The organism is Azospira inquinata (assembly GCF_018905915.1).
GTDB classification, from domain to species: domain Bacteria; phylum Pseudomonadota; class Gammaproteobacteria; order Burkholderiales; family Rhodocyclaceae; genus Azospira; species Azospira inquinata.
Genome location: NZ_CP064782.1, coordinates 3,240,702 through 3,262,193, shown reverse-complemented (window position 1 = coordinate 3,262,193; position 21,492 = coordinate 3,240,702). Strand labels below are relative to the sequence as shown.

Here is a 21,492-nt window from a genome sequence, read left to right as displayed (position 1 = left end):
AAAGCCCTGCCTGGCGGAGGGGTTTCTACGCCCGGCTCAGTCTCAGTCCGGCGTTTCCAGGCGCACCGGAATGCGCCGGGCGCCGAAAGTCCCCGGAACCGGGCCGAATCGCCCCGCCAGGGGCGTGCCGCAATCCGGGCAGCGGCCCTGGCTATCCAGGCGGTAGTCGGTGATGTCATACCAATCCCGGCGTATCACCCCGGTGTGGCAATGGGGGCAATAGGTGGTGCCCCCCTCCGGGTCATGCACATTGCCCGTATAAACGTAGTGGAGCCCGGCGTCTCGGGCGATGGCCCGGGCCCGGGTCAGGGTGGCCAGGGGCGTGGGCGGGGTATCCCCCATTTTCCAGTCCGGATGAAAGGCGGTGAAATGGAGGGGTACGTCCGGGCCCAGTTCCCGGGCGATCCAGGTGCTCATGGCCGCCAGTTCTTCCGGGCTGTCGTTCTCCCCGGGGATGAGGAGGGTAGTGATTTCCAGCCAGCAGTCCGTTTCCCGGTGGATGTAGGTCAGGGTATCCAGCACCGGCTGTAAATGGCCGGCGCAGAGGCTGCGGTAAAAGGACTCGGTAAAGCCCTTGAGGTCCACGTTGGCGGCGTCCATGGCGGCGAAAAATTCCCGCCGGGGCTGGTCATGGATATAACCCGCCGTCACCGCCACGGTTTGAATGCCCCGGGCGTGGCAGGCCGCCGCCGTATCCAGGGCGTATTCCGCAAAAATCACCGGATCGTTGTAGGTAAAGGCCACGGCTCGAGCCCCATGGCCTAGGGCCGCCTGGGCAATGGCTTCCGGGGCGGCCTGCTCCTGGAGCCGGTCCATGTCCCGGGCCTTGGAAATATCCCAGTTCTGGCAGAAGCGGCAGGCCAGATTGCAGCCCGCGGTACCGAAGGAGAGGATGGATGTGCCGGGGTAGAAGTGATTGAGGGGTTTTTTCTCCACCGGGTCCAGGCAAAAGCCGGAGGAGCGGCCATAGGTGGTGAGCACCATTTGCCCTCCCTGGGCCTGGCGCACGAAACAGGCGCCCTTCTGGCCATCCTGGAGGCGGCAGTCCCGGGGGCAGAGGTCGCATTGGAGGCGGCCGTCTGCCAGGGGATGCCACCAGCGGGCCGGGAAGGGGGATGGGGAGTCGGACCTATCCATGGGGAAAGGCCTTAACTTTGGCTTTCCTGCCAATGCTGGACCCGGTAGCGTTCCAGACGGACCTCCGGGTCCCAGAAGTCCCCGGGGAGTCCGGCTTTGCGCTTTAACTGGGTGAGGAAGGTTTCCGGGTCCGGCAGACTTTCCCAAACCTGGGGCAGAAAGGTGGCCCGCCGTCCCTGGAAGGTGAAGACCAGTCCGTCTTCCCCGGGGCGCAGCCGGGCCAACGCATCTCCTTCGTCCCGTACAGGAAAAGGCTCGGGGGCGGAGAGGAGGGACACTTCCAGGGCGATGTCCGGATATTCGGTGGCGTCCACCGGATCAAAGCGGGGGTCCCGGAAGGCGGCGGCCCGGGCGTTGACGGCCACATCTTCCGCCAGGGGGCGATAGGCTTCCAGGCTGCCGATGCAGCCCCGGAGTTGCCCCCGGCGGGTCAGGGTGACAAAGGTGGCGCCGGGCTGGGCCAGACGGGCGGGCCGCTCCGGTGGCCGGGGTTCCGGCTGTTCCGGTTGGCCCAGTTCCCGGGCAATGGCATTGCGGGCCAGGGCCAGCAGGGTGGGGCCGAGCCGGGCATCCCCCGGGGCGCTGTCAGGCGGGACCATGGTTATCTCCCGGAATCGGGGCGGGGGGGACGCAGAAGGCCATGGCCCCGTATCCCACTACCCGGTGCTTGTCCCCCGCCGTATCCCCGGAATTACGTAGGTCTAGGGGCAGGGGCATCAGACCATGGCGGCGGGCGACCAGGATCAGGCCATCCAGGGCCAGGGCGCCGCAGGCATCTTCCGGCCGCAGGTCCGGGTCCAGGGCCTGGATGCGTTGCCAGGTCTGTTGGTCCTGCTCCCGGGCTTCCCCGTAGGTAAGGTAATGGGAGAGGTCGGAGCTGATCAGAATCAGGGTTTCCGGGCCGCCCCAGAGCCGCTCCAATACCTGGGCTACCTCTTCCGGGGAGGCCATGCCCACGGCCAGGGGCAGGAGATGGAAATGGCCCAGTTGCACCTGGAGAAAGGGGAGCTGGACTTCCAGGGCATGCTCTTCCCGATGCACGTCCGGGCGCCGGGAAACCTGGGGCAGATCGGCCAGGGCGCCCATGCCCGGTTCATCCAGGGGAACGGTGCCCAGGGGGGTGGCAAACGCCTCCGCCTCGGGCAGGGCTAGGCCTCGCACCGGCACCCGATGGGTGGGGCCGAGGAGCACTACCCGTTGAATACGGTTCTTCAAGGGGGCTAGGAGGCGGTAGGCGCTGGCGGCAATTTCCCCGGAATACACGTAACCGGCGTGGGGCACCAGCAGGGCTTTGAGGGGGCCGGGCAGGGCCGGGGCGGAAGGCGCTTCGGGAGCTTCCAGCAGGGCCCGGACCTGGAGGCGAAGGGTCTCCGGATCAGCGGGATAAAACAGCCCGGCGACGGCGGGAGGGCGGACCTGGGACGGGGTGGGGGAAACCATGGGCAACTCCTGGGAATGCCATGGGGCTAATCATGAGCCCTCGGCGGAGAATTTCAAGCCCGGGGCGTTCCTGGTTGGGGGGGCTGAAAGGGCAGGGGGCGTCCCCTCCCTTTCGGCAATTTATTTCAGCTCAAGGCCCAACCGGCCACGGAGCCCAGGCCCAGGAGGGCGAAGGCGATGGCGATGCGCCGCCCCCGGGCGGCCCCGGCCACCACGAAGACGATACCCAGCTTGAAGACCAGGTTGGCTAGCAGGGCCAGAAGTATGGCCGTAATGGCCTCCGATCCGGGTAGTTTGCCCAGGCCGTAGAGGCGCAGGGAAGAGAGGGTAATGGCATCCACGTCGGTGAGCCCGGAAACCAGGGCGATACCGTAGAGGCCCCAGGCCCCGGCCACGTCCGAGAGCCAGGCGGCCAGGGCCAGCACTATCGCGTAAATACAGCCGAAGGTGAGGGCGGTGCGGATTTCCGCAGGATTGGTGAGGGCCATTTCCGGCAGACCGTCCCGGGCGCCCAGGAGTTTCCAGGCGCCGATAATCAGGGCCACCCCCACCAGGGTGCCGCAGGCCAGCATGGGGAGAACGGTGAGCACCAGATCGGGCTGGACCACCAGGGTAATGAGCACCAGCCGGATCATTACCACCACATTGGCGATCAGGATCACCACCAGGGAGAGGCCCGCCAGGGCAGGCTGGGCCTTGGCGTGGCGGGAAAAAATCAGGGTGGTGGCGGTGGAGGAAGCGAGCCCCCCCAGAATGCCCATGAGGGGGGCGCCGTGCTGCTGGCCGCTGACCCGCAGGGCGGCGTAACCGGCCAGGCTGACCCCGGAAATGAGCACCACCATCCACCAGATCTGGTAGGGATTGAGGGCGTTGTAAGGACCGAAGCCCTGATTGGGCAGAATGGGCAGAATGACTAGGGACAGGGTGGCGAACTGGAGCATGGAAATCAGGTCCCGCCGGGTCAGGTTCTGGGACAGATTGCGCAGTTCCGCCTTGAAATAGAGCAGGGCGGTGACCAGGGTGGCCAGCATTACCGCCAGGGTCCGGTCCCCGTACCAGGTCATGGCGCCGAAGCAATAGCAGAGCAGCAGGGCCACCACGGAGGTGGTGCCCGGATCGGAGGGGTCCGGATGGGCCACGTAGGCGGCCAGCATCATGCCCCCCACCAGGAGAAAGCCCACGGCCAGCAGCCAGGGGGTGCCGGAGCGCACCGAGAGCATGGCTCCCAGGGTGCCTAGCAGGGCGGTGAGGGCGAAAGTGCGCAGGCCGGCCCGGGAGGAGGGATTCCGTTCCCGCTCCATGCCCATGAGGAGGCCGATGCCCAGACTGGAGAGGAAGGCCTGGGAAAATTCCAGACCCACATCGGTGATCAGGTTGGCTTGCATGGGGCGGTTTCCCGGGAAAGACAGGTGGCCCATGGTATCCATTCCCGCCCCCGGTGCAAATGGGAAATGATGCTGCAAAGCAATAAAGACGGGGCTTGGGGCCCTCCGAACCCCTTTCCCGGCGACTTGGGGGCTAGCCTTTTATGGCGTGGGGAAAATCCGCTCCCGGGTTATTTCCCTGCCTCCGGCCCAAGGCGGTGGCTGCCAACTGGTAAAATCGGCCCATGGCTAAACACTATGCATTGGTTCCTGCGGCGGGCAGCGGTTCCCGGTTCGGCGGCCCCCTGCCCAAGCAATACTGTCTCATCGGCGGGCGTCCCCTGCTCTATCACACCCTGGCGGCCCTCTGTGCCTGCCCGGACATTGAACGGGTCTGGGTGGTGCTGTCCCCGGAGGACGATTTCTGGCCCAACCAGGAATGGCAATCCCTGGGCCCTAAGCTGAGCCCCCTGTTTTGCGGCGGCCCCAGCCGGGCGGCCAGTGTGGGCAACGGTCTGGAGGCGGTGGCCGATTGTCTGGCAGAGGAAGACTGGGTGCTGGTCCATGACGCCGCCCGGCCCTGCCTGAACGGGGATGCCCTGGGGCGCCTCATCGGGGAATTGGCCCAGGACCCGGTGGGCGGCCTGCTGGCCGTGCCCGTGGCGGATACCCTGAAGCGGGCCGATGGGGAGCAGCGGGTAGCCGACACCCTGCCCCGGGACGGACTGTGGCAGGCCCAGACCCCCCAGATGTTCCGCTACGGCCTGCTGCGCCGGGCCCTGGCGGCCCATCCCGGGGTGACGGACGAGGCCGGGGCGGTGGAAGCCCTGGGGCTCCACCCCCGCCTGGTGCGGGGGGAACTGAGTAATCTGAAGGTGACCTACGGGGCGGACCTGACCCTGGCCCGAGCCATTCTGGAAGGAAGACAAGCATGAGCGCACTGGCGTTTCGCGTCGGTCAGGGCTGGGATGTACACGCCCTGGTGGCGGACCGGCCCCTGATCCTGGGGGGGGTGACCATTCCCCATCGGCTGGGCCTCTTGGGTCATTCGGATGCGGATGTGCTGATTCACGCCCTCATCGACGCCCTTCTGGGGGCGGCGGCCCTGGGGGACATCGGCCGCCATTTCCCGGATACGGACCCCCGCTGGAAGGGGGCGGACAGCCGGGTGCTGCTGCGCCACACCGTTAGCCTGCTGGCCCAGGCAGGCTGGCGGGTGGGCAATGTGGATAGCACGGTGATTGCCCAGGCGCCCAAGCTGGCGCCCCATATTCCGGCTATGGTGGCCCATCTGGCGGCGGACCTGGGGGTGCCGGAAGGGGTGGTGAATGTGAAGGCTAAAACGGCTGAAAAGCTGGGCTACGCCGGGCGGGAAGAAGGCATCTCCGCCCAGGCCATAGCCCTGCTTCTGCCGCTTCAGGAGTGACCCCCTAGGGGGCGGCGGGCCGGACCAGGGCTCGGCATCCGGGAACACACACATCCATGGAACCAGTGGGACCGACCGGGGCAGGCGCTGCCCTTTCCTCCATTTCCCCCGGAAAAGGGGAAGGGGAGGCAGGTGCCGGAGATCCGGGTAGGCATCAGGGCACGTTCCTGCCCCCTGGGCGGCTCTTTTTCGCCCTCTGGCCAGACCCTGCCACGGTAACGGGGCTAAGGAACTTCGCCCGGACCTGGCTGGCACGGCAGGGTCCGGAGGCGGCCACCCTCTGGCGCCTGATGCAGCCCGAAACCCTTCACCTCACCCTGGCCTTTCTTGGCCAGGTGACGGAGGAGCGGACGCCTCTTCTGGCCTGGGTAATGGGGGCGGTGGACTTCCCCGCCCTGACCTTTGCCTTGGACCGCTGGGGCTGGTGGCCCCATAACCGGATTCTCTGGGCCGGGTGTACCCAACCGCCCCCGGCCTTGCTGGCGTTGGGCAATGGCATGCAGGTAGCCCTGGTGGATGCTGGTTTCCCCCTGGAAGCCCGTTCCTTTTTGCCCCATGTGACCTTGCTTCGGGGCCGGGCGGGGGCGGTGCCCGGCGGGGGAGAGACGGCGGGGCTGTTGCCAGAGCCCCTGTCCTGGACAGCCCATGAACTGGTTTTGGTCCGCTCCGCCCCTCGGGCGGGGCAGGCCCATTATGAAATTCTGGCCCGCCAGCCCCTGGGGCGGCGGGCCCCAAGCCGGGAGGGAGGAACGGTTTGATCAAGAAAATCCGGGTACCCCAGCTGCGGGTCGGCATGTATGTGTGCGACTTTAATGCGGGCTGGCTGGAACACCCTTTTCTGACCAACAGCATGGCCCTGGAAAGCGACGACCAGGTGGCCAAGGTGGTGGAGGCGGGCATTCGGGAGGTCTATATCGACACGGACCGGGGGCTGGACGTGGAGGATGCCCCCACGGCGGCGGAGGCTCGCCTGGCCACGGAAAGCGCCCTAGCCCAGCTGGCCGCCACGCCGGCGCCCTCGCCCCGGGAATCCCTGCCGCCCCCCAGCAGCCTGGCGGAGGAGCTGTCCCGTGTACGCAACACCTTTGGGGAAACCAGCCGAGCGGTGCGGCGCATCCTGGAAGACGTGCGCTTGGGGCGGCAGATTGAAATGGAAGCGGTGGAGCCGGTGGTGGAGCGCATCACCAGTTCCGTGCTGCGCAACAGCAACGCCATGCTCACCCTGCGCCGCCTGCAGCAGCGCTACGACTACATCTACCTCCACTCCCTGGGGGTCTGCGCCATGCTCACCTCCTTTGCCAAATACCTGGGGGAGGATCTGGGGGATATTTACCAGATGGCCCTGGGGGGCCTGCTCCTGGACATTGGGGTGATGCGCCTTAACCCGGAAATTCTCAATAAGCCGGGCAAACTGAGTGGGGAGGAATTCCGCCATGTCCGCTCCCACGTGCTCCTGGGGGCGGACCTGCTGCGACAGCTCCAGGGCATTCCTACCTTGGCTTTGCAGATTCTGGAGCAGCACCATGAGCGCCAGGACGGCAGCGGCTATCCCCGGGGCCTCTCCGGCGATGCTATCAGCCGGGCCGGGCGCATGGCGGCTATTGTGGATGTGTATGACGCCATTACCTCGGACCGGGTCTATCACCCCCGTCTGGACCCGGCCAGCGCCATCCGCAAGCTCTTTGACTGGAGCCGTTTCCAGTTCGACAGCGAGCTGACCCAGGCTTTCATCCGCAGCGTGGGCATTTACCCCGTGGGCACCCTGGTGCGTCTGGAAAGTGGCCGTCTGGGCATTGTCACGGCCCAGCGGGAAAAAAGCCTGCTCCAGCCCGTGGTGCGGGTGATTTTCGACACCCGGCGCAATTACTACCTGCCCCCCACGGATGTGGATTTGTCCCGGCCCCTGGGCCAGGGGGGCGGGGACCGGATTGTGGGCAACGAATCCCCGGTGCAGTGGGGCATCGAGGTGCAGCGCTTTCTCCTCTAGGGGGGGCGCTTGGGGGATCGCCCCGTTCCCGGGGCAAAGTGCTACAGGTGGCTGCTTTAGCCGGCGGAAGGTTCGGTCCCGGCACTTGTTGAGCCAGCGCCCTGGGCCCCCAGAGGCAGGCGCAGCCGGGCGATCAGGCCGCCTCCTGGGCGGGGTAGCAGCTCCAGACCGCCTCCGTGGAGCTTGGCGATGCGCTCCACAATGGCCAGTCCCAGACCCGTGCCCGTGGTGTTGCTGCGGGCGTTTTCCAGGCGGGTGAAGGGGCGCTTCAGGCGCTCCGTTTCTTCCGGGGGAATGCCCGGCCCCCGGTCCCAGACTTCCAGATGGAGTTCGTCCTTGTCCTGGCTGGAGTGGAGTTCCACCGGCCCGGGGGCGTATTTCCGAGCGTTATCCACCAGATTGGCCACGGCCCGCTCCAGGGCCCGGGGGCGCAGAGGCCGGGGGGGCAGGGGAGCGGCCTCCAGAACCAGGGGCTGGCCCCGTTCCTCCCAGCGCCGGGCCACGGCGGCCAGAATCTGGTTGGGGTCCAGGGTTTCTTCCTTCTCCTGGATTTCTCCCCGGGCGAAGTCCAGGAACTGGCCGATGATGTCGTCCATCTGGGCCAGATCCGTCACCATGCCGCTTTGCAGACCCGTATCCTCCACCCCCATTTCCACCGCCAGCCGCAGCCGGGCCAGGGGGGTGCGCAGGTCGTGGGAAATGCCCGCCAGCACCTCGGCCCGGGCGTCTTCCATCTGGGTCAGATCCCGGGACATCTGGTTCAGGGCCCGGGCCAGGAGACGCACTTCCTCCGGTCCATTTTCCGCCAGGGGCGGGGGGCGGCGACCTTCCCCCACGGCCCGGGCGGCCAGGGCCATGGCCCGCAGGGGGCGATCGATACGGGAGGCAATGAGCCAGGCTGCCACCAGGGCCAGGAGCAGGGCGCCCAGACCCCAGCCCAGCCACTGCCAAGCCACGTTCCGCTCCGCCCGTTCCCGGGGCAGCATGAGCCAGTAGTCATCCCCCCCATCCTCGTCGTAAGCGCCGATGCGGAAGCTCACCCAGAAGCCGGGCTGGCCATTGACCGCCAGGCTGTAACGGGTGCTCTTGCCCAGCAGGTGCCGGGCCTGGGCCTGGAATTCCTGAAAAAAGGCCCGGGAGGGGAGGGGCTCCACCACGTCCTGGTCCGGGTCCGCCAGATAAATACGCAGGCCTTCCCGTTCCGCCAGCTCGGTAAGCATGTCCCGACGGCGGATGGGGTCGCTGTTCACCAGGGCGGCCCGGGTGATATTGACCACCGAGGCGGTGAGCTGGGCCAGTTGCTCGGCCCGGGGCTCCCGTTCGGCGGCTTGGAAGAGCTGGATCCAGATAATGACGGAAACGGCCAGGAGCAGGGCCACCAGCAGGAAAATGCGCAGCAGCAGGGAAGGGGAACGGTAGGTCACGGGGGGTAAAAACTAATGGAGGCTTACTGGCGTTTACCGTCGGGTACGAAAACGTAGCCAAAGCCCCACACGGTCTGAATATAGCGGGGGCTTTGGGGGTCCGGCTCAATGAGTTTGCGCAGGCGGGAGATTTGCACGTCGATGGCCCGGTCGAAGGGGCCCTGTTCCCGGCCCCGGGCCAGGCTCATGAGCCGGTCCCGGGAGAGGGGCTGGCGGGGGTGCTGGAGCAGGGCTTTGAGGACGGCGAATTCCCCGGTGGTGAGGGGAGTGGATTGGCCAGGTCGTTCCAGGGTCCGGGTGCCCAGATCGATGGTCAGATCCCCCAGCACCACCTTTTCCTCGCTTTCCGTGGGGGTGCCCGGGGGGGGCGCCGCCCGGCGGCGCAACACGGCGTGGATACGGGCCACCAGTTCCCGGGGATTGAAGGGCTTAGGCAGGTAATCATCCGCCCCCATTTCCAGACCGATGATCCGGTCGATGTCGTCCCCCTTGGCGGTGAGCATGAGTATGGCCTGGTGGGGGTCGCTGGCCCGCAGGCGGCGGCAGATGGCCAGCCCGTCCTCCCCGGGGAGCATCAGGTCCAGCACCAGCAGGTCAAAGGATTCCCGGGCCATGAGCTTGTCCATGGCCGGACCGCCGTCCGCCACCTTGACGGCGAATCCCTGCTCTCCCAGGTAGCGCAGCAGCAAATCCCGCAGACGTTGGTCGTCATCGACGACGAGAATTTTGGCGTGTTCGTTCATGGGCCGCATCCTAACGTGGTTTACCTGAAGCTTGTACCGGGATGGGGAGGAAAAGGGGTAACGGCGTGTAACCCGGTGGGGGTGTGGTTACAAAGTTTTACAAAGCCAAATCCGGGCTTTACACCGTGCTTACAAGCTGTGGATAGGATGGCAGTCACGGAAAAAGCGGGGGGCCGCCGGTCCCTTAACTTGGCCTTTCCGGCCCGCCCTGGCGGGCTGTCGGAAGGACCGGGAAAGGAAGGAACAGGTAAAATGAGCAAAATGTTAATTCACATCCTGGTCGGTGCCGCACTGGCGGCCGGGCTGTCCGGTTTTTCCCATTCCGCCGTCGGGCCCCATAAGCCTGCTTATCAACAACGCCCCCTGTCTCTGTTGCGCTCATGAAAGTCCCCCTTTCCCTTTGTTTGCCCGCCCTCCTGCTCCTCTCCCTGGCAGAAGGGGCCTGGGCTGGCCAGCCCGGCTTTAATCCCCGGGGCATGGACGAGGAAGCTCGCGGCGCCCAGGGCTGGCGCCCGGTGCGGGGGACGGATGGGCGCCGGGACTGGAACCGGCGGGAGGAGGAGAGCGGTCGGGCCGAGAAATCCGCCCGCCGCATGACCCCGGAAGAGCGCCGCCAGCTGCGCCAGGACATTAACGATGCGGGGCGGGACATCTATCCCCGCCGGGGCGGCCGGGCCGACTGATTGCCCCTTACCCCCTATTTTCCTTTCCCTATCCGCGGCCGGCGTCAGCCGGCTTTTTTGTGTCTGCCTTTTCCTCCGAATTCCCCGGCCCTTTTTTCCCGGAAGAAAAGGGTGAAATATTTGTGAGATATGTCACAAGACTGCCCCTGGCGGGGGCGTGCTGGGGGGAAAATCCTGCTGTAGCCTGGACTTAACAAGTTGTTCACATTAGCTGTGGATAACTTTGTGGGTTATTTGGGTACGGATGCGCTAAGTGACCGGGGAATAAGGCTTTTTCTTACCCTGCCCAAAAAACCGGCAAAATATAAAAACCGTTATTAATCATATTGTTATGGATAATTGTGAGCCGTCAAGGCCTATGCTTTGCGGGTAAGCCCCGGAAGGCGGCGGGGACCGGGGCAATGTGCATAAGTCAAGCCCCGAAGAAAAAAATATTCCCCTTGCTTCCCCCAAGGGGGCGGGGTACGGCAGGGCACTTCGGCTAAAATAGCGGCCTTATGAAAATTCTTGCTTTGGAAACCGCCACCGACGCGGGCTCCGTAGCCCTGTGGTGCGACGGGGCCCTGACGGTGCGCCACTGCACCCCGGGTCCCCAGAGTTCCGGCACCCTGTTGCCCCTAGTGCGGGCTACCCTGGCGGAGGCCGGCTGGTCCCTTGCCCAGATGGACGGCCTGGGGTTTGGCTGCGGTCCGGGTTCCTTCACCGGCCTGCGGGTGGCTTGTGGGGTGGCCCAGGGACTGGCGGTGGGTGCCGATCTGCCCGTGCTGCCGGTGGAGACCCTGGCGGCCATGGCCTGGGCCACGGGACTGGAGCGGGTCACTGTCTATCTGGATGCCCGCATGGGGGAGGTGTATAGCGCCCCCTATCTACGTCAGCCCCAGGGCGTGGCCCGCCAGGGGGAGATTACCGTGCTGGGGCCGGACGCCTGCCCCCTGCCTCCGGCCGATGCTACCTGGGCCGCGGCGGGTAACGGCATCGGCGCCTATGCTGCCCTGGCGGCCCGCTTGCAGGCCCCGGCGGCCCGGATCAACCTGGTTTCCCCTGACCTGGTACCGGAAGCCGGGGCGGTGGCCCAGCTGGCGGCCCAGGCTTATGGCCGGGGCGAAGGGCTGGATGCCGCCCAGGCCCTGCCCCTGTACGTGCGGGACAAGGTGGCTATGACCGTGGCGGAACGGCTGGCAGCGGGAGGCAAGGCCTGAGATGGGGGCAGATTGGCTCAGCCGGGAATTCCAGGGCCTGGAATTCCTGCCCATGACCCCGGCGGACCTGGATCAGGTTATGGCGGTGGAAACGGTGGTCTATCCCTTTCCTTGGAGCCGGGGCAATTTCGCCGATTCCATCAAGGCCGGTTACAGCTGCTGGGTGGCCCGGGAAGGAGTGAGCCTGGTGGGCTATCTGGTGCTCATGCCGGCCCTGGATGAAACCCATCTCCTCAATATCAGCGTGGCGCCGGAGCGCCAGGGGCGGGGCTACGGCGGGCGCCTGTTGCGCCGGGCCATGGTCCAGGCCCGCCACGGGGGCGCAGAAAGCCTGCTCCTGGAAGTGCGCCCCAGCAATGCTCCGGCCCTACGCCTCTACCGCAATTTCGGCTTTCAGGAAGTGGGACGGCGCAAGGGCTATTACCCGGCTTCCGCCGGGCGGGAAGACGCCCTGGTGATGCGTAAATCCCTGGCGGAGGTGGTGCTGTGAAACTGTCCCGGGAAGAATTGCTGGAAGAAATGGGCCTGGGGCCGGTCTGGCACTGGCGCCCCCATCCCCTCAGCGAGCCCCAGCGGGCGCCCCGGATGGCGCCGCCCCTGGCGGCCAAGGAGGAAGGGGCGGCCAGCCCAGGCCCGGCGCGTTTGCCTGGGGAGCCCCTGGTTCCCACAGCAACGGCGGCCCCGGCCTTACGGCTTCCTCCCGCCCCTTCGGCGCCGTCCCCCAAGGCCCCGGCTCCCTCCCTGGACCCGGGGGCCATGGCTGCCCCGCCGGCTCCCGCCGGGGACGATGCCCGCAGTCAGGCCATCCGGGCCATGGATTGGGATCAACTGGAAACGGCAGTGCGGGAATGCACCGCCTGCGGTCTCTGCGCCAAGCGCAAACAGGCCGTGCCCGGGGTGGGAGACCGGCAGCCGGATTGGATGTTCATCGGAGAAGGTCCGGGGGCTGAGGAAGACGAACGGGGCGAACCCTTTGTCGGCCAGGCCGGGCGTCTGCTGGACAACATGCTGGCGGCCATCGGCTTAAGCCGGAAGGAAAAGGTCTATATCGCCAATGCGGTGAAGTGCCGCCCCCCCAACAACCGCACGCCGGAGGCGGGGGAAATGGGGGCCTGCATGCCTTTCCTGGAACGCCAGATTGCCCTGGCCCAGCCCAAGCTCATTGTTCTCATGGGACGGGCCGCGGCCCACGCGGTGCTGGGCTCGGACCGGGCCCTGGCTTCCCTACGGGGGCATCGGCACCAGTACAACCGCCAGGGGCTGTCCATTCCCGTGGTGGTGACCTACCATCCGGCCTACCTGTTGCGTAATCTCCCGGAAAAAGCCCGGGCCTGGGAAGACCTGTGCTTCGCCCGGCATATTCTGGCCGGACTGTGAAACCTGCTCCCCGCCCTTGAAAGGCGGGGACATTGTCCCTATCTGGGGGAACCTAGGGGCTACCCCGGCGGCCTCTGGTGCCTGGGTGGTGCTGGGACTGCCCGGCGGATCCATTCCCTCCTTTTCTATTCTGGAGAAGCGTCCATGAAATCCCGTCTTCTGGTTTTGCTGGCCCTGGTGGCCGGCCTTCTTTCCGGTTGCGGCTACAACACCTTTCAGGCCCTGGATGAACAGACCCAGGCTTCCTGGTCCGAGGTGCTCAACCAGTATCAGCGGCGGGCCGATCTGGTGCCCAACCTGGTGAATACGGTAAAAGGCTACGCGGACCATGAGCGCCAGGTGCTTACCGCCGTCACCGAAGCCCGGGCCCGGGTGGGGGCCATGCAACTGACCCCGGAATTGGCCAAGGACCCGGCGGCCCTGGCCAAGTTTCAGGCCGCCCAGGGCGGTTTGTCGGAGGCCCTGTCCAAACTGATGGTGGTGTCGGAACGGTATCCGGACCTAAAGGCGGACCGGAATTTCCGTGACCTACAAGCCCAGCTGGAAGGCACGGAAAACCGCATTGCGGTGGCCCGCAACCGCTATATCCAGGCGGTCCAGGCCTACAACACGGCCCTGCGCACCTTCCCCAACAATCTCACGGCCAAGGCCTTTGGCTACACCCCCAAGCCCAATTTCACCGTGGCCGATGAAAAGGCCATCGCCACGCCGCCCAAGGTGGACTTCGGCGGCGCTCCCCAGGCAGCTGGCCAGTCCCGTTAAGGGCAACCAGGGAAATCGGTGGAACGAGGCGCCGTGGCGATGGAAAGCCGGCTGGGCGGTTATGGGGAGCGGTGGGGCCGCTGGTTGGCCTTCCTGCTCCTAGTCGGCTGCCTGGCCCTGAGTGCCCTGGCTCGGGCCGATACTCTGGTGCCCATTCCCCCCTTGCAGGGTCGGGTCACGGATCTGACCGGTACCCTGAGTCCGGCTACCCGGGAGGCCCTGACCCGCCAGCTGGCCGATCTGGAGCAGGCCAAGGGGGCCCAGGTGGCGGTGCTCCTGGTGCCCACCGTGGGGCCGGAAAGCATTGAGCAATACAGCCTGCGGGTGGCGGAAGCCTGGAAACTGGGGCGCCGGGGCGTGGATGACGGGGTGCTGCTCCTGGTGGCCAAGAATGACCAGCGGGCCCGGATTGAGGTGGGCTACGGCCTGGAAGGGGCTATTACGGATGCCCAGGCCAAGGGCATTATCGAAGATCGGATGTTTCCCCTGTTCCGCCAGGGAAATTTCAATGCTGGGGTTGAGGCCGGGGTCAGCGCCCTGGTTAGTCTGATTCAGGGCGAGGCTCTGCCGCCGCCGGCGCAAAAAGCCGGCGCGGGGAAGGACTATTCCTGGAATGATCTCTTCATTTCTGCGGTCATGCTGGCCCTGGTCGGAGGCGGCCTATTAAGGGCCCTCTTCGGCCGTCTGGTGGCCGGGCTGGTGTGCGGGGGGCTCATGGGGTTGTTGGCCGGACTTGGCGGTCTGGGCTGGTTGGCTGCCCTGGGGCTGGGCATCCTGGTGTTCTTCCTGGTGCTCCTGGGGGGCTTTTTCCCCGGTGGCGGCTGGGGTGGCCCGGGACGTGGGGGCTCCGGTTGGGGTGGCGGTGGCTTTTCCGGCGGTGGCGGCAGTTTTGGAGGCGGTGGCGCCTCGGGAAGGTGGTAAGCCCTATGGATTGGCGTAAATGGCTGCGCTATTTGCTGGTACCCGGCTGGGTGGCCCGGCGTCGCTTTTCCCCGGGAGCCTTGAAGCATCTGGAAGCGCTCATCGCGGCCTCGGAAGCCTGTCACGAGGGGGAACTGCGTCTGGTGGTGGAAGGCTGTCTGCCCTTTGTCTATGCCTTTGCCCCGGACGGCTGCCGGCGTCGGGCTCTGGAGCTATTCGGCTCCCTGGGGGTCTGGGACACGGTGCATAACAGCGGCGTTCTGATTTACGTGGATTTGCTCGACCGGCAGGTGGAAATCGTCGCAGACCGGGGCGTCCATGCCCGGGTAGGGGATGGCTTCTGGCAGGACGTATGCCGGGAGATGGAGCGGGCCTTTGCCCGGGGCAATTACCTGGGGGGCGCGGAAGGGGCCATTGCCCGCATTACCGCAACCTTGGCCACCCATTTCCCTGCTCGGGAAAAGGACAGCAACGAATTGCCCGATGCCCCTCTGGTCCTCTGAAACGAGGCATTCCCCGGGACAGGGGAAGTGGCTGGCCCAGCTTGGGAATCCGTAGGGAGGGTGGGGCAACTAGGGGAGGCGCTGACTTCTCCTTGGGGGACCTGAGAGCCTGTAAGGCAGCCTGATTGGGCCGGTATTAACCCGGCCCAAGTTTTTCCTCTCCGCCCCTAATGCAGGGGGGAGTCGTCCAGATGGATGACGTCGTCCCGCTCCCGCTGGTTGTGGAGGTGGCGCAGGCGCACCAGGGCCATGGCGGCGGAGACGAAGACGCCGAAGATGGCGATGATGGTGTAGATGGACAGGTCGGCCCGGAGCATGACGGCGTAAAGACCGGTCATCACCAGGATGGACAGGTTTTCATTGAAATTCTGTACGGCGATGGAGTGGCCCGCTCCCATGAGAATGTGGCCCCGGTGTTGCAGCAGGGCGTTCATAGGCACCACGAAAAAGCCGGAAAGGACGCCCACCACCACCAGCAGGGGCACGGCCAGCCAGAACTGGTGCACCACGTTCATACCGATCACCCCCACCCCCATGACAATGCCCAGGGGAATGACCCTCACGGATTTGCGCAGGGTGATCCAGCGGGCGGCCACCGAGGCCCCCAGGGCCACCCCCACGGCTACCACCCCCTGAAGCATGGAAGATTTGGCCAGATCCAGTTGCAGGGAGGCTTCCGCCCATTTAATGACAATGAACTGGAGGGTGGCGCCGGCGCCCCAGAACAGGGTGGTCACGGCCAGGGATACCTGACCCAGCTTGTCCCGCCAGAGCAGGGAGAGGCAGTGGTGAAATTCCTTCACCAGATACCAGGGGTTTTTGTGCAGGGGCTTGTGATCCACCCCCGTGTCCGGGATGTAAAGGTTGAAGAAGGCCGCCATCAGATACAGCCCTCCCACCACGGACAGGGCCATTTCCACCACCGTGTCGATGGGGGTGTCGATAAAGGGGAAATCAAAGCCCAGGAGCACCCGGGAGACGGCGGGCTCGATTAGGGCGCCCCCCAGTACCGTGCCCAGAATAATGGCCCCCACGGTGAGGCCCTCGATCCAGCCATTGGCCAGGACCAGGAGCCGGTGGGGCAGGTATTCGGTGAGGATGCCGTATTTGGCCGGGGAATAGGCCGCGGCGCCCAGGCCCACCACCCCGTAAGCCACCAGGGGATGGACGTGGAAAAACATCAGGGCACAGCCCGCCACCTTCACCGTATTGGAGATGAACATCACCCGCCACTTGGGCATGGAATCCGCAAAGGCCCCCACAAAGGCCGCCAGCAGCACGTAGGAAATGGTGAAAAAGAGCTTGAGCAGCGGGTCGTAGGCGTCCGGCGCCTGCATTTCCCGGAGGGCGTAGATGGCGGTGATGAGCAGGGCATTGTCGGCGAGCGCGGAGAAAAACTGCGCCGCCATGATGATGTAAAAGCCAAACTGCATGCGGTGGGAGACTGGGGTCGAAAAAGGGCCGGAAAGGCCCCTGGGAGACCGGTCTTATAGTTGTCGTGAGTGGCTTCGGGTTATACCACGAAAGGCTTAAAGTTGTTAGGGACCCCGGTTCCGGGCCCTTCCAGGCTGTCCCGGGGCGCGCTTTTGTGCTTGAATAGCGACCCGGGAAATAAAAGGGTCCAGGGCATATGGCCGATCGTCGCCTACAGGTATTTCACGCTGTCGCCAAACAACTGAGTTTCACCAAGGCGGCAGAAACCCTGTTCATGACCCAGCCGGCGGTGACCTTTCAGGTGAAGCAGCTGGAAGAACATCTCAATGTGCGCCTCTTCGACCGGGGCCACGGCCGCATCAGCCTTACCCCGGCGGGGCGCCTGGCCCTGGAATACGCGGAGCGCATTCTGGGGGATTACGCCGAACTCCAGGCCCGGTTGGCGGAAATGTCCAATCAGGTGGAAGGGCCCCTGTCCGTGGGGGCCAGCGCCACCGTGGCCGAATTCATGCTGCCCCGGGTCCTGGCGGAATTCAACGCCTCCTATCCCCAGGTCCGTACCCGGCTCACCGTGGGCAATTCGGAAACCATTGAAAACCGGGTGGCCGAGCGTTCCCTGGATGTGGGGCTGGTGGAAACGGAAGTCCATCTTTCCGTGCTGGCGGCGGAGGTCTGCTGTCAGGATGAATTCCAGGTCATCTGCGCCCCCGGCCATCCTTTGGCGGGCAAGACTTCCGTCACCCCGGAAACCCTCCAGGCCCACGCTTTCATCGCCCGGGAACCGGATTCGGGCTCCCGGGAACTGACCGACCAGTATTTCCGCAATGCGGGCCTGGCCCCGGAGCGGATGAACATCCTCATGGAACTGGGCAGCCCGGAAGCCTTGAAGGGGGTGGTGAGCACCGGTCTGGGCTTTGCCGTGGTATCCCGCTCCAGCTTTGCCAAGGAATGCCAGCTAGGCCAGCTGGTGGCCATTCCCCTGAACCCGCCCCTGGCCCGCACTCTTTCCCTGGTTTATCCCCAGGAACGTTTCCATCCCCAGGTCCTGCGGACCTTCGTTGATTTCACCAAACAAAAACTCAAGGAGTATTTCGCCTGATGTCCCGCCCGATTCGCGGACGCGTCGATCTGGACGCGCTGCGTCACAATTTTTCCGTTGCCCGCCGTTATGGCGCCGCCCGTAACACCCGCCTGTTTTCCGTCGTCAAAGCCAACGCCTACGGCCATGGCCTGGTCCCCGTGGCCACCGCCCTGGCCGATCTTACCGACGGCTTCGCCCTGCTGGAACTTTCCGAGGCCATCGCCCTGCGGGAAGCCGGCATCCAGAATCCCATCCTGCTCCTGGAAGGCTTTTTCCGGGCCGACGACCTGCCCGTGCTGGCCGAATACGGCCTGACCCCGGCGGTGCATCGCCTGGATCAACTGGAAGCCATTGAAGGGGCCGGTCTGCCGGTCCAGCTACCGGTTTTCATCAAACTCAATACGGGCATGAACCGGCTTGGCTTCACCGCCGCCACCCTGCCCGCCGCCCAGGCCTTCCTGGCCCAGGCCAAGGCCATCGGGGACGTGGCCTACATGACCCACTTTGCCGATGCGGACGATCCCCGGGGCGTGGATTGGCAAATCCAGCGTTTCGATGCCCTGGTGGGGGGCTGGCGGGGCACCGTGTCTCTGGCCAATTCCGCCGCCCTGTTGCGCCATCCCCAGGCAGTGCGGGGCTGGGCCCGGCCTGGCATCGTGCTCTACGGTAGCAGCCCCTTTGCGGATCAGTCCGCTGCCGATCTAGGCCTCAAGCCGGTGATGAGTCTGGAAAGCGAAATTCTCACGGTTCAGGAACTGGCTCCCGGGGAACGGGTGGGCTACGGCGGTCTGTTTGAAGCCCAGGCTCCCACCCGGATCGGCGTGGTGGCCTGTGGCTATGCGGACGGTTATCCCCGCCACGCCCCCACCGGCACCCCCATGCTGGTGGATGGCCACCGTTCCCGGCTCCTGGGCCGGGTGTCCATGGACATGCTGTGCTGCGATCTCACCGACCTGCCCCAGGCCGGGGTGGGCAGCCAGGTGACCCTGTGGGGCGGGGACCTGCCCGCCGACGAGGTGGCCAGTGCCGCCGGCACCATCAGCTATGAGCTGTTCTGCGCCGTGGCCCCCCGGGTGCCCATGAGCCACGTGGGCGGTCAGGCGGACGTGGCCTGAGGCCGTCCTTCCGGCCACCCCCAGGGGGGTGGCCGGAACGCTGGATTTTGGGCGCCCCGGGTGCCCAGGCTTTGTCTCTTCCCCCTCCCGTTTCCGGCGTCCGCCGGGCGGGGAGGGGAGTGTTGCGCCCTCGGGCCCTCCCTCCGGGGGGCGCCCGCCCGGGCCCCATTCCTTGAGGTATGCTCCCGCCCATGGTGAAAAAAAGCGAAAAAAGCGTCTATATCTGCACCGAGTGCGGCACCCAGCTGCCCAAGTGGCAGGGCCAGTGCCCGGGCTGTAACGCCTGGAATACCCTGGTGGAAAGCGTGGCGGAAAAGCCCGTGGCCAACAACCGCTTCCAGTCCCTGGCCCCCACCACCCCCAAGCTCCAGCCCCTGGCGGAAATTGAGGCCCGGGAGGCGGTGCGCCTGCCCACGGGCATCGGGGAGCTGGACCGGGCCCTGGGGGGCGGGCTGGTGGCTGGCGGGGTGGTGCTTATCGGCGGGGACCCGGGCATCGGTAAAAGTACTCTGCTGCTCCAGGCCCTGGCCAACCTTACCCGCCAGTCCCCGGCCCTGGGGGCCCTTTATGTGAGCGGGGAAGAATCGGGGGAACAGGTGGCCCTGCGGGCCAAGCGCCTGCAACTGGAGGTGGGGGATCTGCCCCTGCTGGCGGAAATTAACCTGGAGCGCATTCTGGCGGTGTTGCAGGAGGCCCGGCCCCAGGTGGCGGTGATCGATTCCATCCAGACCCTGTGGTCCGAGCAGCTCACTTCCGCTCCCGGCTCCGTGGCCCAGGTGCGGGAATGCTCGGCCCAGCTCACCCGGCTGGCCAAGCAGAGCGGCATTACGGTGATTCTGGTGGGCCATGTGACCAAGGACGGGGCCCTGGCCGGTCCCCGGGTGCTGGAGCACATTGTGGATACGGTGCTCTATTTCGAGGGGGATACCCATTCCAGCTTCCGCCTTATCCGGGCCTTCAAGAACCGCTTTGGGGCGGTGAATGAGCTGGGGGTGTTCGCCATGACCGACAAGGGGCTGAAGGGGGTGAATAACCCCTCCGCCCTGTTCCTCTCCCAGCATGCCCAGGATGTGCCCGGCTCCTGTGTCATGGTGACCCAGGAGGGCACCCGGCCCCTGCTGGTAGAAATCCAGGCCCTGGTGGATGGGGCCATGGGGGGCAATCCCCGGCGCCTCACCGTGGGCCTGGAGCAGAACCGGCTGGCCATGCTCCTGGCCGTGCTGCACCGTCATGCGGGCATCGGCTGCTACGACCAGGATGTGTTCGTCAATGCGGTGGGGGGGGTGAAAATTTCCGAACCGGCGGCGGACCTGGCGGTGCTGCTGGCCGTGGTGTCCTCCCTGCGCAACCGGCCCCTGGCGCCCAAGCTGGTGGTCTTTGGGGAAGTGGGCCTCACCGGGGAAATCCGTCCCGCCCCCCGGGGCCAGGAACGGCTGCGGGAAGCGGCCAAACTGGGCTTCACCCGGGCTCTGGTGCCCGCCGCCAATCTGCCCCGCCAGCCCCTGGAAGGCATGGAGGTCCAGGGCGTGGCCCGGCTGGAAGAGGCGTTACAACTGGCCTTTGGGGACTGACGGAGCGGGAAAGGGTGGGGTAGGGTCTGGCAGGGCTGGGGCCGGAAGAAAGTAGGGCCAAAGGTAGGTAGGGGGGCGCTGGGGATTCTTGTTAATTCCCGTTTCCAGAGGCCCCGTGGCCTGGGCGCTGGGCTTGGGGGGCTGCCCCGCCGCCAGAATCCGCCCCCTGGCGATTTCAACCCAACCCAACCCAACCCAACCCAACCCAACCCAACCCAACCCAACCCAACCCAACCCAACCCCTCTCCCCCTGATCCCGCCCTTCCGCTAGCATAGCTTCCTGATTTTCATCTCTCCCGGCAGGCCCTCCGGTGTTTCGTCCGGTGTCGGCCCCCGGATTTTTCTGGAGTGTCTTGCCCATGCATCCGGATACCGATCTCCGCCCCCTGTTCAGCGCCCGTTACGGCCAGCCCACCGCGTTTCCTCTGCCGGACACCAATGAGGTGTTGCACAGCCTGCTGGAACACCGCTCCGTGCGGGCTTTCCGGCCCGATCCCCTGGCGCCGGGCCTCCTGGAAACCCTGGTGGCGGCGGCCCAATCCGCCTCCTCCTCTTCCAATCTCCAGGTGTGGAGCCTGGTGGCGGTCCAGGACCCGGCCCGCAAGGCCCGGCTGGCCGAGTATTGCGGCAACCAGGCCCATGTGGCGGCCTGTCCCCTGTTCCTGGCCTGGCTGGCGGACCTGTCCCGTCTGGAACGGGTGGCCCGGCGCTTGGACCAGCCCAGCGCCGCCCTGGATACCCTGGAAATGGGCCTGGTGGGGGTGATCGACGCGGCCCTGGCGGCCCAGAACGCGGTGGTGGCCGCCGAATCCCTGGGCCTGGGCACGGTCTATATCGGCGGCCTGCGCAACCGGGTGCCCGAGGTGGCCCGGGAGCTGGAACTGCCGCCCCATGTTTTTCCCGTCTTCGGCCTGTGCGTTGGCTATCCGGATTCGGCCAAGCTGCCCCGGGTCAAGCCCCGTCTGCCCCAGACCACGGTACTGCATCGGGAACGCTATCGGGTGGATGAGGCCGGGGAGGCGGCGGCCATCGCCGATTACGACCACACCATGAGCGCCTTTTACCGGGGAGCGGGTATCCGGGCGGAAGGCTGGACGCCCCATTCGGCCAACCGGGTGAAGGGGCCGGAAAGCCTTTCGGGGCGGGACAAACTGGCCGACTTTTTCAGGGGACAGGGCTTCCCTCTGAAATAGCCGGGGAGGCCCTGGCGATTCCCTATCCCCGGTGAAGGCCGTCCCGGGCGCCCCTCCCGGGCCTTGCCCCGGACCGCCAGGTGGCATAAGGTTTTGCCTTAATGCTGAATGGAAGTTGGCGGTGGGCTTGAT

22 protein-coding genes are annotated in these 21,492 nt (G+C 66.0%); 15 read left to right on the top strand and 7 right to left on the bottom strand.

From position 1 onward, the window contains the following. Positions 1 to 42 precede the first annotated feature (42 nt). From amrS to Azoinq_RS14655, 4 genes are all read right to left on the bottom strand, one after another. The gene (amrS, locus tag Azoinq_RS14670; protein ID WP_216128126.1) at positions 43 to 1,137 is read right to left on the bottom strand and encodes an AmmeMemoRadiSam system radical SAM enzyme; all 1,095 of its coding nucleotides are present in this window, start codon (positions 1,135 to 1,137) and stop codon (positions 43 to 45) included. 11 nt (positions 1,138 to 1,148) lie between these two features. Beyond that, positions 1,149 to 1,736: an AmmeMemoRadiSam system protein A gene (gene amrA / locus Azoinq_RS14665; protein ID WP_216128128.1), complete on the bottom strand. Its 588-nt coding sequence runs from the start codon at positions 1,734 to 1,736 to the stop codon at positions 1,149 to 1,151. Further along, positions 1,723 to 2,577 carry an AmmeMemoRadiSam system protein B gene (gene amrB, locus Azoinq_RS14660; protein ID WP_216128130.1) on the bottom strand — a complete coding sequence of 285 codons (855 nt, stop codon included), beginning with the start codon at positions 2,575 to 2,577 and terminating at the stop codon, positions 1,723 to 1,725. The genes amrA and amrB overlap by 14 nt, the downstream gene beginning before the upstream one ends. A gap of 125 nt (positions 2,578 to 2,702) precedes the next feature. Then, a complete protein-coding gene (locus Azoinq_RS14655) occupies positions 2,703 to 3,962 on the bottom strand; it encodes an MgtC/SapB family protein (RefSeq protein WP_216128132.1) in 1,260 nt (419 codons plus the stop codon). 224 nt (positions 3,963 to 4,186) lie between these two features. Here Azoinq_RS14655 and ispD point away from each other — a divergent pair, with 224 nt between their 5' ends. The 4 genes from ispD to Azoinq_RS14635 are packed head-to-tail and all read left to right on the top strand — an operon-like array spanning position 4,187 to position 7,354. After that, positions 4,187 to 4,876 (top strand): 2-C-methyl-D-erythritol 4-phosphate cytidylyltransferase, encoded by a 690-nt coding sequence (ispD, locus tag Azoinq_RS14650; protein ID WP_216128133.1) that lies wholly within the window; start codon positions 4,187 to 4,189, stop codon positions 4,874 to 4,876. After that, positions 4,873 to 5,367, top strand: a complete 495-nt coding sequence (gene ispF, locus Azoinq_RS14645; protein ID WP_216128135.1) for a 2-C-methyl-D-erythritol 2,4-cyclodiphosphate synthase — start codon at positions 4,873 to 4,875, stop codon at positions 5,365 to 5,367. The genes ispD and ispF overlap by 4 nt, the downstream gene beginning before the upstream one ends. Positions 5,368 to 5,423: 56 nt before the next feature. Then, the gene (gene thpR, locus Azoinq_RS14640) at positions 5,424 to 6,125 is read left to right on the top strand and encodes an RNA 2',3'-cyclic phosphodiesterase (protein WP_216128137.1); all 702 of its coding nucleotides are present in this window, start codon (positions 5,424 to 5,426) and stop codon (positions 6,123 to 6,125) included. After that, positions 6,122 to 7,354, top strand: a complete 1,233-nt coding sequence (locus tag Azoinq_RS14635) for an HD-GYP domain-containing protein (protein WP_216128139.1) — start codon at positions 6,122 to 6,124, stop codon at positions 7,352 to 7,354. Before thpR ends, Azoinq_RS14635 begins: the two co-directional genes overlap by 4 nt. Before the next feature lie 56 nt (positions 7,355 to 7,410). On the opposite strand, the gene Azoinq_RS14630 is transcribed toward Azoinq_RS14635, so the two are convergent. Both Azoinq_RS14630 and ompR read right to left on the bottom strand, forming a co-directional pair. After that, complete coding sequence (locus Azoinq_RS14630; RefSeq protein ID WP_216128141.1) at positions 7,411 to 8,778, bottom strand: sensor histidine kinase; 1,368 nt, start codon at positions 8,776 to 8,778, stop codon at positions 7,411 to 7,413. 23 nt (positions 8,779 to 8,801) lie between these two features. After that, on the bottom strand, positions 8,802 to 9,521 hold the full coding sequence (gene ompR, locus Azoinq_RS14625; RefSeq protein ID WP_216128143.1) for an osmolarity response regulator transcription factor OmpR: 720 nt from the start codon (positions 9,519 to 9,521) through the stop codon (positions 8,802 to 8,804). Between the two features lie 380 nt (positions 9,522 to 9,901). Here ompR and Azoinq_RS14620 point away from each other — a divergent pair, with 380 nt between their 5' ends. The 7 genes from Azoinq_RS14620 to Azoinq_RS14590 all read left to right on the top strand — a co-directional run bounded on the left by Azoinq_RS14620 (position 9,902) and on the right by Azoinq_RS14590 (position 14,966). Beyond that, the gene (locus tag Azoinq_RS14620; RefSeq protein ID WP_216128145.1) at positions 9,902 to 10,204 is read left to right on the top strand and encodes a hypothetical protein; all 303 of its coding nucleotides are present in this window, start codon (positions 9,902 to 9,904) and stop codon (positions 10,202 to 10,204) included. A 497-nt stretch (positions 10,205 to 10,701) separates the two neighbouring features. Beyond that, a complete protein-coding gene (gene tsaB / locus Azoinq_RS14615) occupies positions 10,702 to 11,403 on the top strand; it encodes a tRNA (adenosine(37)-N6)-threonylcarbamoyltransferase complex dimerization subunit type 1 TsaB (RefSeq protein WP_216128147.1) in 702 nt (233 codons plus the stop codon). Between the two features lies 1 nt (position 11,404). Next, entirely contained in the window at positions 11,405 to 11,893 is a 489-nt protein-coding gene (gene rimI / locus Azoinq_RS14610) for a ribosomal protein S18-alanine N-acetyltransferase (protein WP_232368509.1), read from the top strand. Further along, positions 11,890 to 12,780, top strand: a complete 891-nt coding sequence (locus Azoinq_RS14605; protein WP_232368508.1) for a uracil-DNA glycosylase — start codon at positions 11,890 to 11,892, stop codon at positions 12,778 to 12,780. The genes rimI and Azoinq_RS14605 overlap by 4 nt, the downstream gene beginning before the upstream one ends. 144 nt (positions 12,781 to 12,924) lie before the next feature. Then, positions 12,925 to 13,542: a LemA family protein gene (locus tag Azoinq_RS14600; protein WP_216128148.1), complete on the top strand. Its 618-nt coding sequence runs from the start codon at positions 12,925 to 12,927 to the stop codon at positions 13,540 to 13,542. 39 nt (positions 13,543 to 13,581) lie between these two features. Beyond that, the gene (locus Azoinq_RS15170; protein WP_216132358.1) at positions 13,582 to 14,463 is read left to right on the top strand and encodes a TPM domain-containing protein; all 882 of its coding nucleotides are present in this window, start codon (positions 13,582 to 13,584) and stop codon (positions 14,461 to 14,463) included. A 5-nt stretch (positions 14,464 to 14,468) separates the two neighbouring features. After that, the gene (locus tag Azoinq_RS14590; protein ID WP_216128149.1) at positions 14,469 to 14,966 is read left to right on the top strand and encodes a TPM domain-containing protein; all 498 of its coding nucleotides are present in this window, start codon (positions 14,469 to 14,471) and stop codon (positions 14,964 to 14,966) included. A gap of 167 nt (positions 14,967 to 15,133) precedes the next feature. On the opposite strand, the gene lplT is transcribed toward Azoinq_RS14590, so the two are convergent. Beyond that, positions 15,134 to 16,399: a lysophospholipid transporter LplT gene (lplT, locus tag Azoinq_RS14585; RefSeq protein ID WP_216128150.1), complete on the bottom strand. Its 1,266-nt coding sequence runs from the start codon at positions 16,397 to 16,399 to the stop codon at positions 15,134 to 15,136. Positions 16,400 to 16,596: 197 nt separating this feature from the next. On the opposite strand from lplT, the gene Azoinq_RS14580 reads away from it, so the two are divergent. The 4 genes from Azoinq_RS14580 (at position 16,597) to Azoinq_RS14565 (ending at position 21,360) form a co-directional block, all read left to right on the top strand. Then, on the top strand, positions 16,597 to 17,499 hold the full coding sequence (locus Azoinq_RS14580; RefSeq protein ID WP_216128151.1) for a LysR family transcriptional regulator: 903 nt from the start codon (positions 16,597 to 16,599) through the stop codon (positions 17,497 to 17,499). Continuing rightward, on the top strand, positions 17,499 to 18,596 hold the full coding sequence (alr, locus tag Azoinq_RS14575) for an alanine racemase (protein ID WP_216128152.1): 1,098 nt from the start codon (positions 17,499 to 17,501) through the stop codon (positions 18,594 to 18,596). Before Azoinq_RS14580 ends, alr begins: the two co-directional genes overlap by 1 nt. Before the next feature lie 191 nt (positions 18,597 to 18,787). Continuing rightward, positions 18,788 to 20,167, top strand: a complete 1,380-nt coding sequence (gene radA, locus Azoinq_RS14570) for a DNA repair protein RadA (RefSeq protein WP_216128153.1) — start codon at positions 18,788 to 18,790, stop codon at positions 20,165 to 20,167. Between the two features lie 359 nt (positions 20,168 to 20,526). Next, complete coding sequence (locus tag Azoinq_RS14565) at positions 20,527 to 21,360, top strand: NADPH-dependent oxidoreductase (protein WP_216128155.1); 834 nt, start codon at positions 20,527 to 20,529, stop codon at positions 21,358 to 21,360. The last annotated feature ends 132 nt before the right edge of the window (positions 21,361 to 21,492 follow it).

Coding starts and splice junctions, on each gene's coding strand:
- amrS (WP_216128126.1), bottom strand. CDS start 1,137: ATGGATAGGTCCGACTCCCCATCCCCCTTCCCGGCCCGCTGGTGGCAT.
- amrA (WP_216128128.1), bottom strand. CDS start 1,736: ATGGTCCCGCCTGACAGCGCCCCGGGGGATGCCCGGCTCGGCCCCACC.
- amrB (WP_216128130.1), bottom strand. CDS start 2,577: ATGGTTTCCCCCACCCCGTCCCAGGTCCGCCCTCCCGCCGTCGCCGGG.
- Azoinq_RS14655 (WP_216128132.1), bottom strand. CDS start 3,962: ATGCAAGCCAACCTGATCACCGATGTGGGTCTGGAATTTTCCCAGGCC.
- ispD (WP_216128133.1), top strand. CDS start 4,187: ATGGCTAAACACTATGCATTGGTTCCTGCGGCGGGCAGCGGTTCCCGG.
- ispF (WP_216128135.1), top strand. CDS start 4,873: ATGAGCGCACTGGCGTTTCGCGTCGGTCAGGGCTGGGATGTACACGCC.
- thpR (WP_216128137.1), top strand. CDS start 5,424: ATGGAACCAGTGGGACCGACCGGGGCAGGCGCTGCCCTTTCCTCCATT.
- ompR (WP_216128143.1), bottom strand. CDS start 9,521: ATGAACGAACACGCCAAAATTCTCGTCGTCGATGACGACCAACGTCTG.
- Azoinq_RS14620 (WP_216128145.1), top strand. CDS start 9,902: ATGAAAGTCCCCCTTTCCCTTTGTTTGCCCGCCCTCCTGCTCCTCTCC.
- tsaB (WP_216128147.1), top strand. CDS start 10,702: ATGAAAATTCTTGCTTTGGAAACCGCCACCGACGCGGGCTCCGTAGCC.
- rimI (WP_232368509.1), top strand. CDS start 11,405: ATGGGGGCAGATTGGCTCAGCCGGGAATTCCAGGGCCTGGAATTCCTG.
- Azoinq_RS14600 (WP_216128148.1), top strand. CDS start 12,925: ATGAAATCCCGTCTTCTGGTTTTGCTGGCCCTGGTGGCCGGCCTTCTT.
- Azoinq_RS15170 (WP_216132358.1), top strand. CDS start 13,582: ATGGAAAGCCGGCTGGGCGGTTATGGGGAGCGGTGGGGCCGCTGGTTG.
- Azoinq_RS14590 (WP_216128149.1), top strand. CDS start 14,469: ATGGATTGGCGTAAATGGCTGCGCTATTTGCTGGTACCCGGCTGGGTG.
- lplT (WP_216128150.1), bottom strand. CDS start 16,399: ATGCAGTTTGGCTTTTACATCATCATGGCGGCGCAGTTTTTCTCCGCG.
- Azoinq_RS14580 (WP_216128151.1), top strand. CDS start 16,597: ATGGCCGATCGTCGCCTACAGGTATTTCACGCTGTCGCCAAACAACTG.
- alr (WP_216128152.1), top strand. CDS start 17,499: ATGTCCCGCCCGATTCGCGGACGCGTCGATCTGGACGCGCTGCGTCAC.
- radA (WP_216128153.1), top strand. CDS start 18,788: ATGGTGAAAAAAAGCGAAAAAAGCGTCTATATCTGCACCGAGTGCGGC.
- Azoinq_RS14565 (WP_216128155.1), top strand. CDS start 20,527: ATGCATCCGGATACCGATCTCCGCCCCCTGTTCAGCGCCCGTTACGGC.